At 44.9% G+C, this 9,602-nt stretch carries 10 protein-coding genes; 3 read left to right on the top strand and 7 right to left on the bottom strand.

The genetic code is table 11. From position 1 onward, the window contains the following. Positions 1-188 precede the first annotated feature (188 nt). Genes F890_RS06375 through F890_RS06360 form a run of 4 tightly spaced genes read right to left on the bottom strand, consistent with a single transcriptional unit; the run spans position 189 to position 3,584 of the window. On the bottom strand, positions 189-2,087 hold the full coding sequence (locus F890_RS06375; RefSeq protein WP_005266071.1) for a bifunctional tRNA (5-methylaminomethyl-2-thiouridine)(34)-methyltransferase MnmD/FAD-dependent 5-carboxymethylaminomethyl-2-thiouridine(34) oxidoreductase MnmC: 1,899 nt from the start codon (positions 2,085-2,087) through the stop codon (positions 189-191). A 39-nt stretch (positions 2,088-2,126) separates the two neighbouring features. After that, complete coding sequence (locus tag F890_RS06370) at positions 2,127-2,636, bottom strand: SH3 domain-containing protein (RefSeq protein WP_004733703.1); 510 nt, start codon at positions 2,634-2,636, stop codon at positions 2,127-2,129. 5 nt (positions 2,637-2,641) lie between these two features. Further along, positions 2,642-2,944 (bottom strand): YciI family protein, encoded by a 303-nt coding sequence (locus F890_RS06365; protein ID WP_004281605.1) that lies wholly within the window; start codon positions 2,942-2,944, stop codon positions 2,642-2,644. Between the two features lie 28 nt (positions 2,945-2,972). After that, positions 2,973-3,584, bottom strand: a complete 612-nt coding sequence (locus tag F890_RS06360; protein ID WP_004733705.1) for a septation protein IspZ — start codon at positions 3,582-3,584, stop codon at positions 2,973-2,975. 44 nt (positions 3,585-3,628) lie between these two features. On the opposite strand from F890_RS06360, the gene F890_RS06355 reads away from it, so the two are divergent. Continuing rightward, positions 3,629-4,480, top strand: a complete 852-nt coding sequence (locus F890_RS06355) for a PHP domain-containing protein (RefSeq protein ID WP_004733707.1) — start codon at positions 3,629-3,631, stop codon at positions 4,478-4,480. An 84-nt stretch (positions 4,481-4,564) separates the two neighbouring features. Here F890_RS06355 and F890_RS06350 read toward each other — a convergent pair whose 3' ends face one another. Both F890_RS06350 and radC read right to left on the bottom strand, forming a co-directional pair. After that, positions 4,565-5,476, bottom strand: a complete 912-nt coding sequence (locus F890_RS06350) for a bestrophin family protein (protein WP_004733710.1) — start codon at positions 5,474-5,476, stop codon at positions 4,565-4,567. A gap of 65 nt (positions 5,477-5,541) precedes the next feature. Then, on the bottom strand, positions 5,542-6,243 hold the full coding sequence (radC, locus tag F890_RS06345; protein ID WP_004733712.1) for a RadC family protein: 702 nt from the start codon (positions 6,241-6,243) through the stop codon (positions 5,542-5,544). Positions 6,244-6,356: 113 nt separating this feature from the next. On the opposite strand from radC, the gene coaBC reads away from it, so the two are divergent. Together coaBC and F890_RS06335 are read left to right on the top strand one after the other, a co-directional pair. Continuing rightward, entirely contained in the window at positions 6,357-7,631 is a 1,275-nt protein-coding gene (gene coaBC, locus F890_RS06340; protein WP_005266070.1) for a bifunctional phosphopantothenoylcysteine decarboxylase/phosphopantothenate--cysteine ligase CoaBC, read from the top strand. 229 nt (positions 7,632-7,860) lie between these two features. Beyond that, positions 7,861-8,373: a hypothetical protein gene (locus tag F890_RS06335; protein WP_026056560.1), complete on the top strand. Its 513-nt coding sequence runs from the start codon at positions 7,861-7,863 to the stop codon at positions 8,371-8,373. Between the two features lie 52 nt (positions 8,374-8,425). Here the strand turns inward: F890_RS06335 and dusA are convergent, their stop codons facing one another. Beyond that, positions 8,426-9,451: a tRNA dihydrouridine(20/20a) synthase DusA gene (gene dusA / locus F890_RS06330; protein WP_004733717.1), complete on the bottom strand. Its 1,026-nt coding sequence runs from the start codon at positions 9,449-9,451 to the stop codon at positions 8,426-8,428. Positions 9,452-9,602 lie beyond the last annotated feature (151 nt).

Genomic DNA, 9,602 nt, shown 5'->3' with positions numbered 1-9,602 from the left:
TTGACAAGACGCTGATCCAGGCCAGAGATGTTAAATTGAAGAGCATGCTCTTCAATTTAACGCAAAGTTCAGGAATTGTGTAGATACCTATGCCTTTTAGGAGAGGGGCAGAAAGGTAAAATATTTTCACAATAAAATAAAACCCTCACCCTAGTCCTCTCCCGCAGGAACACCCTTAAAATAAAATTCTATATTTGAGGCTTAAAATACGGTTTCTTCATTTTCACTTTCTTCTGAAAACGCGTCACACTGAGTTTTTTGACGAGACTCGATGGTATCGGACAGGCTTCTCCCAGAATCTGGGCTGCCAGAATTTCACTACAGAGCGGCGCAAACAGAAAACCTTTGGAGCCTAGACCGGCAAAGCTGTAAATTTCCTCATCCGCTTTCATCTTGCCGAGCAAGGGGAAATAATCCTGACTTTGCGCGCGTACCGAGGCACGACCTTGCCAGGTCTCGGTAGAAGCTAATGATTGTGCATATTCAGGAAAGACACTGTGGATCAGTTCGTAGTTGTGTACATGGTCTTCTGCCAGTACCTCTGCATCATCCCGACCTGGATAGAAAGAAGCGCCCAAGATCAGATGTTCTGCATCCAGTTGCATACAATAACCGCCATAGCTATAGGCAATATTTTCACTTAAAGGCTGGGCTTGATTATTCACCCAGCTGACCTGTCCGCGAATCGGTTTCAAAACCGGATAATCTGCAAAAAATTGTACTGTTTCTAGCGCAGTACAGACAATGACATGATCAAATTCACCTAGATTCTGTTCATCTGAAAAGAGCTGAGGTTTTGTAGCCGCTTCAATATAACTAATTTTGGCCTGTTTATATTGAATATTCGGATGCTGCAAAATTTCATCACGCAATTGATGAGGAGAAACCGCACCAGCTGCTAACAGTTTTAAACTTGGAAATGCAGTTTGAATCTCTTGATCTTCTGTATCTTGTACAGCCAGAATTTCTTCAGGATATTCCTCTGCTAATTCCAAAAGCTGTTCAGGGTTTTTTAAGGCCAGTTGATTGACCTGAATCGGGCGGAAAGCCTTGAATTTTGCATAGTGCGTCAGAGCCTGTTGCCAGGCCAAGGTCATTAAATGCTCTGCACTTTGCTCAACCGGACAGAGTTTGGGATTGAGCAAAGCCAGTGGATTGCCAGAACCTCCGGAGAGGGGCGCTGACTGGTCGTAGATCGTGACTTGATGACCGCGTTGAGCGAATGCCCATGCGCTACTTAAACCACCGATTCCAGCGCCAATCACAGCGATTTGACGAGGTCTGATATTGGTCTTTGTATCTCGCTCAGTTTTTTTTTGAGTTGTTTCCTGCGCTGAAGATGGGTTGCTTTCCTCAGCCGGATTCCAGATCGCTTTCAGCATTTCACGCTTATGCTTAAAACCACGTGGGCGGGAAATTGAAATCCCATGATTTTTTAAGCCACGTTTTAAGACGCCAGCAACACTGAAAGAGGCGAAAGTGGTACCGATCTCGGATAAACGTACAATATTATTTAAAACATTTTCTTCCCACATGTCTGGATTGCAGGAAGGCGCAAAACCATCCAGGAACCAAGCGTTCACCGGCGCAGTTTTTTCAATTACCGGGAAAACATCATGTGCATCACCCAGCCATAGATCCAGACTGAATCGCTCTTCAGGAAAACTGAGACGATGACAGCCGGCAATTGGCATCGGATATTGAGAGATGAGTTGATGAGCTAAAGGCTTGAGTTCTGGCCAGGCATTTAAGGCTCGAATCAGATCGGTTTTAGAAAGAGGGAATTTTTCAACTGAAATCGCATGCAGATGACTGTGATTGTCCGGACGCACCTGTTGCCAGAGCTGCCACAGGGCCAGAATATTTAAACCAGTACCAAAACCCGTTTCACCGACACAGAAATATTCAAAAGGTTTTAAATCTGCCAGACGCGTACTGAGATCATTGCCATTTAAAAAGACATGCCGGGTTTCCAGCAAGCCATTGTCTTTGGAAAAATACACATCACCAAATTGCTTGGATACAGGCACATCAATACCATCCACCAATTGCCAATCCAGATCAGCAGTTTGAATTGCGTGTGACAAAACGGGTACAACCTTAAAGATATCGGGAAGGGCTATAGCTTACCATTGACGGCGACGTTTGGTATAAACATAGCTCGCGATCAGGAAGCCGAGCAATACCCCCACAGCCAGGGTTGCAGCGCCGTAGAGGAACATCTGGGCACTGCGTTCGCTTTGCAGTACTTGTACCTGAACCCCTAGATTGTCATTCTTGAGCTGCAATTCCTGATTTTGCGATAGTGCTTCCAGATTGGCTTTTTCCAGTTGCTGCAAACGGGTGGCCTGATCTTTGACTAAGGCTTTTACCTTGGCATCTTGCTGGGCTTTGAGCTTGGCGATTTCTTCTGCGGTTAACGGTTTATTTTCAGCAGGTGTCACCGATTGGGCAGAAGACGCTACGGCAGGAATAATGGCAGGTTTCGGCGTAGACTGGGTTTGGACAGTCACCGCTGTCCCTTGAAGTTGTGCTGTCTGATTTCCCTGAGTCACAGGAGCAGGCGCAACTTCGACTGCCCATACTGGAGAAATCATAAAACATAGGCCAATGATACTGGCAGTAACAACACGCATGAACCTTATCCTTGAGGGAATGCTTTATTGAATGGTTTGACATCGATGTGTTCGTACACACCTTCTTTTAAGAAAGGTTCATCCTGTAGCCATGTATCCAGCGCTTCACGACTGTCAAAGTCGACAATAATGGTACTGCCATAAAAACCGGCCTGTGGATTGGCTGGATCTTTAGGCATGGCACCTGCAACAATTAGGCGGCCTTCAGCATTTAACTGTTCCAGACGTGCAAGATGTTGTGGACGAATCGCGAGGCGTTTTTCAACTGTACCTTCCCGATCGGTACAGCTAACGACGAATAATGGCATGATGACTCTCAATCGTTTGTAGTTGGACTTATTCAGCGGTCTTAAAGTATTTGCGCAATACAATAAACTGAATAATGATAAAGGAAAACATCACGATCATGTCACCGAATGCGGTAAATTCGCCCCAATATTTTCCATCCATCCACAAATAGGCGAAAAAGGTATGCAGAAATGACATCAGTACGAACATGGCAACCCAAGCATAGTTCAGCTTGAACCAGCCTTTTTCACTTAGATTGAATACTGGACCAAATAACCGCTGGATCAGAGGCTTTTTATCCTTGCTAAACCAAGGGGACAGGAAGAATACACCTGCAAAGACCAGATTCAATAACACGGCTTTCAGACGGATATAGAAATCATCACTGAGGATCAGGGTGATGCCACCAAAAATCACCGTCATGAACAAGACAATCCATTGCTGCTTGTCCAGACGGAATTTTTGCATGACAAATAACGCACCATAGACGACCAGCATGGAAATAATCAGACCTGTGGTTGCAACAAGAATATTATTATTGTCGACACCCCCCGCAGAACCGATCAATTGCAGCAATTGATGGTCAGTGTCTTTTGGATCTACAGTTTTATATAAATAAAAGAAAATAATGAGTGGCACAAAGTCTAAAAGTGCTTTCATGTTAGAGTATCTAAATCTGATCAAATAAATGTCATAGTATAGAGATGCACGGCGTAGATTTACATACACATAGTAATATTTCTGATGGAACTTTCAGTCCTCAGCAATTAGTCGAAGCGGCTGTGGAAAAACTTGTCCATACTTTGGCCCTGACGGATCATGACACCATGGACGGTTTGGCATTGGCTGAGGAAGCCGCTAAAAATCATGAGATTAAGATCATTTCAGGGGTGGAAATATCCAGCCAGTGGTTACGTCCTGCCACCAAAAAAAACTATGGCGTGCACATCGTCGCGCTAAATATGCAAAATCCTGAGCCTTTACAAAAAGCCCTCAATCAGCAAAAGAAAATCCGGGCTGAACGCTCTAAACAGATTTGTGATCTGCTGACACCTTTAATTGGTGGGGATATTTATGCTGATGTACTGACCAAAGTCGACAATATCCCTGATCGGGTGACACGGACACATATTGCCAAAACGCTGGTAGAAAAGGGGATTGTGACCCGTCCGCAACAGGCCTTTGATAAATACATCAAGGAAGGCAAGAAAGCTTATGTCAAATTTGATGGCTTGAGTCTTGAAGACACGATTCAGGTGATTCATGAAAGTGGTGGCTTTGCGATACTGGCACATCCGACCAAATATGATTTATCTGCGACCAATATTCGCTACCTGATCGAGATCTTTGCCAAGTTCGGTGGAGATGCCGTCGAGCTGCCACCGGCGATTGAACCAAGTTCCACCCGGCAGATGGTGGATCGAATGATTACTGAATATGATCTTAAAGTTTCGATTGGCAGTGATTTTCATGGCGATCACATGCCTTGGATTAAACTCGGTAATGTCCCGAGCCTTAAACCGGGTCAGATCGGGATTTGGGAGAGTTTTGTTTAGTCATTCCTTTACCTCGATCTTTTTTATTTGAGAGAAGATTTTCCTTTCGCTACTAATAGCAAAGGGCGAGGAAAGAATTATAAATTATAGCAAATTATGATCTTGAGCCTGAATCGGTGGTGGTGTTGGTTTACCTAAAGTCCCTAACAGTTCAATTTCAATAGTACGTACCATTGAGTCCAGTGGCAAGTCATTGCTTTGGGTACCAAAAGGTTCCTCAATTTCTGAACTTAGCGCATCTAGTCCCAAAAAGGTATAGGCCAAAATGCCGACCAGCAAAGGTGTAAACAGACCGAGCGTTGAACCCAGACTAAAAGGTAAAATAAAACAGAAAAAATAGACGGTACGATTCAGCAAGACCGAATAGGCAAAAGGCAAAGGTGTGGTCGCAATCCGGTCACAACCGGTCTGGACAATACTTAGTTCTGCTACATGATTATTCATCTGCATATAGATGATGTCGGAGATTTCACCTTCTTTGAGCGCCTGCATCAGCTCCCACTGAATCAGGCTCAATGTATATTGCGGCGCATTGGCCTGCTGATAAAGTTGGGTTACAGCCTGTTGGCTCATGCCACTGGTTTCTACCAGCTCAGTCGGATTGGCTGTCTGATGGCGAAGGCGATCGCGGAGTACATTGGCAAAGACAATCACATGCTGAATCACACGTTCACGGCGACCTTGAGACAGCATCCTGCAATCACGGTCAAAATGACGTGAATTGGCAATCAAAATGCCCCAAAGTTTGCGCGCTTCCCACCAGCGGTCATAACAGGCGGTATTTTTAAAACCAAGAAAAATAGACAGTACCACTCCAATCAGGGTAAAGCCAACCAAGGGTAATTCTGGAAAATGAAAATAACCAATATGTGACAAGCCACCAATGATGGCTGACATCAGCATCACCACGCCCAAAGGCGGTAAAACTTTAGGTAAAATCGTCCCCCGCCAGGAAAACAGCAGTTTAAAAACAGTCGGCTGGTCACGTACGATCATTTATTGGAATCATCACAATTTTTTTCATGATCTTGTGGAGTTGTGCCTGCTTTGTCAAGTGCTATTCAATACTGCATTTCCGGTTTGATGAGTTGCTGCTCAGCAAAGGAAAAACTGCCTTCCAAGGCGATGATGCAATGGTCAATTAGATGGATATCCACCAGCTGGCAGGCCTGTTGAATCTGATGGGTCAATGCCAGGTCGGCCTTGGATGGAGAGGGCCGACCCAGCGGATGATTATGCGCAATGACAATCGAGGTCGCCTGTTGGCTAATGGCATAACGTAGTAATTGATTAATAGAAATATCACATGCATTCACTGAGCCATAAAACAGTTTTTTAAAGGCAATTTTTCTTAAACTGGCATCCAGACACAGCACGGCAAACACTTCCTGAGTTTCACCGAGCAGTTCAAAACGTAAGTAATCTCTCAACCGCTTGGAATTGGTAAGTTCCAGTGCATCCTGTTTCAGGTGCTCGGCTATGTAACGCCGTCCCAGTTCCTTGACGGCCATCAGTTGGGTATATTTACTGATGCCCATGCCATGAAACTGGCTGACTTCCTGTAAAGGTGCATCGAGCAACGCAGTCAAATGACCAAAATGCTGAATCAGCAAGCGCGCCAGATCAACTGCCGAATGTTGCTGGGAACCGGAGCGCAGAAAAATAGCCAGTAGCTCGGCATCGGACAGACTTTCTGCGCCATATTGAATTAAGCGTTCTCGCGGCCGTTCTTGTTCTGGCCAGTTTTTAATAGAAAATTGCATAGTTATTAGACTTATTTATTATGAATTATCAGTTTTCCCGCAAGCCGATCTCTTGGGAATGCGATTATTTAATGCTATTGTGAGCCCCACTGCAACAGCAAGGTAATCTGTTTGTGAGCTTTGATCTAAGTGTAATTCCTCATAAAAATATAATTTTGGCCGTCACTGGCGGTATTGCTGCCTATAAAAGTGCAACTCTGGTTCGCCGTCTGAAAGATGCCGGATTCGATGTGCGGGTCGTCATGACTCACGGTGCACAGGCTTTTATTACACCTTTAACCTTTCAAGCCTTATCGGGCAATCCCGTACATACCGAATTGCTGGATACTGAAGCAGAAGCAGGCATGGGCCATATCGAACTGGCACGTTGGGCAGATCTGTTGCTGGTAGCACCGGCCAGCTGTGACACCTTGGCAAAGTTTGCCGCAGGTCTGGCTGATGATCTCTTAAGTACTTTATATCTGGCGACGAAAGCACCCGTCTGGGTGGCGCCTGCCATGAACCAGCAAATGTGGGCAGCCAAAGCAACGCAGCGCAATCTTGCGACACTGATCGAAGATGGTGTGCATGTGATCATGCCGGATGCGGGATCACAGGCTTGTGGTGATGTAGGTTTGGGCCGGATGCCTGAGCCGGAAGATTTAGCGCATCAGGTGACTGAATATTTCCATAAAGTCCAACGTGCGATTGCGGAAAAATTTGGCCTGCTTGCGGGCAAACAGGTCACGATTACCGCAGGCCCCACCCGCGAAGCGATTGATCCAGTGCGCTATATTTCCAATCACAGTACCGGAAAAATGGGCTTTGCACTGGCTGCAGCCTGTTATGCGGCCGGAGCTAATGTGACCCTGATAGCAGGGCCGGTCAGTCTGGACACCCCAAATGGCGTGCAACGTAAGAATGTTTCTTCTGCCGTGCAAATGCTGAATGAAAGCATGCAAATGCTGGAAAATGGTTGCGATATCTTTATTGCGACCGCTGCGGTAGCCGATTATCGTGTGGCACAGGTTGCCGAACATAAAATCAAGAAAGCCGGAGATGAGTTGAATGTCGCTTTAGTGAAAAATCCGGATATTGTCGCCACCATTGCCCAGCAGGAAAAACGTCCATTTATGGTCGGCTTTGCTGCAGAAACCCGCAATATTGAAGAATATGCTGCCGGAAAGCTGGTCGCGAAAAAGCTGGATATGATTGCCTGCAATGATGTTTCACGTGCGGATATTGGTTTTGCTTCGGATGAAAATGCCATGACAGTATTCTTTGCCGAGCATTATCAGCTGGACAAACGTGATCTGGAAAAAGCCTCCAAGCAGGAAATTGCCCAGCAGTTGATCGAAGCCATTCATGATGCCTTACATCGTGATCCATCCAGTGATGATGATTTTTAAAACGATCTGTATCGAAAAAACCCTGAATCCATCAGGGTTTTTTTATGGCTGATTTTTTATCATTAATTCAAAAAAACTATAGAAACCATAAATATTTAGTCTTAATCGAAGCGCCGTTTGTTTATTGTTTTTGCAAAAAAGCATAAAATGGATCACAGAATAAGCAAAGATAAAAATACTGCGTATATCAGCTATAAGCAGGAAGTGGAAAGAAAAAAAGATGGGCGCTATGAAAAAAATCATGATGTTATGGATGGTCGCCTGTCTGACTGGATGCAGTTATTTTGTCTCGATGGATGAGCTGGCCAAAAATATTCAAACGCAGATGCAACGTGAATTTAATTCCAATCGAGATTATCAACACTATCGTTTTACCGTGAAAAAGGTCAAAATTGTCCAGCGTCAGGGGAATGAGTTTCAGGCTATTTCTCATCTGAATTATCAGGGTGAGGAATATCCCATTCATGTAAAAGTCTTTAAGGTGGATGGGGGGTATAGTTGGTCGATTGAAGATGATGCCTTTGCTTTTATTGATGAAATTGAAATTGAAAAATATCGTCAGCAACTGGATCGAGAATTACAGCAACTGGCCTCAGCCTTGGATGATCTGGAACCTGTAGATGAACCAAACCAGAATGTCTCCGGCTCTCTGATCACACCCGTGGCTGAACCCGCATTACAAGATGTTTCTTATCAGGAAGAGCCGATTCCGGTCGGTAATATCACGGCGTATACGCAATAACTCATGCGCAATCGCTATAAAAAAGCACCGATCATCGGTGCTTTTTTTTTGTTTATGATTCCACTTGTTGATGCTCACGTACATAATCTTCGGTACGCTGCATGGCTTCCTGAATATTAAAGAGTGCAGTTTCTACATCTTTCAAGGTTTTAGCATTACCACCGCTTAAAGCCTGACGCCATTTGCGTGCACCCGGCAAGTTCTGGAATAGTCCCAAAATATGACGGGTAATAATGGATAAAGGTGCACCTTCGGTCATGCGCTGGGCAATATAAGGCAGCATCTGTTGCATAATTTCAAAACGATCTGGTGCATCCAGATTCCATAGTTGGCCCAGTTCAGCCAGTAAGTAAGGATTATGATAGGCTTCGCGGCCAATCATCACCCCATCCACATGTTTGAGATGTTCCAAGGTTTCGGCATAGGTTTTAATCCCGCCGTTGATCTCGATCAGCAGATCAGGACGCTCCTGTTTTAAACGGTAGACATCTTCATAACGTAGAGGTGGCACGTCACGGTTTTCTTTAGGCGAGAGACCTTTTAATAAGGCAATCCGCGCATGCACGATAAAATTATTACAGCCGGTTTTGGCCACGGTATCGACAAAATGCAGCATCTCCTCATAAGAGTGCATATCATCAATTCCGATCCGGTGTTTTACGGTCACTGGAATATCCACCGCATGACGCATTTCAGCAATACATTCTGCGACCAGATCAGGCTCCGCCATCAAACAGGCACCAATTTTATTATTCTGTACCCGGTCACTTGGGCAACCTACATTTAAATTAACTTCGTTATAGCCCCAGTCCTGTGCCATCTTGGTACAAGTGGCTAGATCTTTATGGTTTGAGCCGCCAAGTTGTAGCACGATTGGCTGTTCTTCCGTATTAAAGTCCAAATGACGTTTGGCATCGCCATAAATGATCGCACCTGTGGTGACCATTTCGGTGTACATAATCACATTCGGGTTAAACAGACGCGCAAAGAAACGATAGTCTTTGGTGGTCCAATCCATCATCGGCGCAACACTGATTCGTGGTTGAAGTTTATTTTCAATGGTGGTCAGATCAGTCATTCAAAATCACGCCTTAACGAAATGGAAGAAAGAAGAAGCAATCCATGCGAGCACTCAGCGATTGGTTTTTGGCTAAAACCGGATCGGCTGACGTCGCAAAAAGAGGGCGTAATACTAGCATAAAATCAGAAAAACCACCCGGCGAACTTGA

Origin of the sequence: Acinetobacter sp. CIP 64.7 (assembly GCF_000369745.1) — a bacterium.
In the GTDB taxonomy this organism is placed as follows: Bacteria; Pseudomonadota; Gammaproteobacteria; order Pseudomonadales; family Moraxellaceae; genus Acinetobacter; species Acinetobacter fasciculus.
The sequence above is the reverse complement of the archived record's forward strand: the minus strand, read 5'-3'. Positions and strand labels throughout refer to the sequence as shown.

What these genes read in the sequence shown, in the direction of transcription:
- radC (WP_004733712.1), bottom strand. Translation starts at nt 6,243, where the DNA reads ATGCAATTTTCTATTAAAAACTGGCCAGAACAAGAACGGCCGCGAGAA.
- F890_RS06360 (WP_004733705.1), bottom strand. Translation starts at nt 3,584, where the DNA reads ATGAAAGCACTTTTAGACTTTGTGCCACTCATTATTTTCTTTTATTTA.
- F890_RS06355 (WP_004733707.1), top strand. Translation starts at nt 3,629, where the DNA reads ATGCACGGCGTAGATTTACATACACATAGTAATATTTCTGATGGAACT.
- F890_RS06370 (WP_004733703.1), bottom strand. Translation starts at nt 2,636, where the DNA reads ATGCGTGTTGTTACTGCCAGTATCATTGGCCTATGTTTTATGATTTCT.
- F890_RS06335 (WP_026056560.1), top strand. Translation starts at nt 7,861, where the DNA reads ATGAAAAAAATCATGATGTTATGGATGGTCGCCTGTCTGACTGGATGC.
- F890_RS06350 (WP_004733710.1), bottom strand. Translation starts at nt 5,476, where the DNA reads ATGATCGTACGTGACCAGCCGACTGTTTTTAAACTGCTGTTTTCCTGG.
- F890_RS06365 (WP_004281605.1), bottom strand. Translation starts at nt 2,944, where the DNA reads ATGCCATTATTCGTCGTTAGCTGTACCGATCGGGAAGGTACAGTTGAA.
- dusA (WP_004733717.1), bottom strand. Translation starts at nt 9,451, where the DNA reads ATGACTGATCTGACCACCATTGAAAATAAACTTCAACCACGAATCAGT.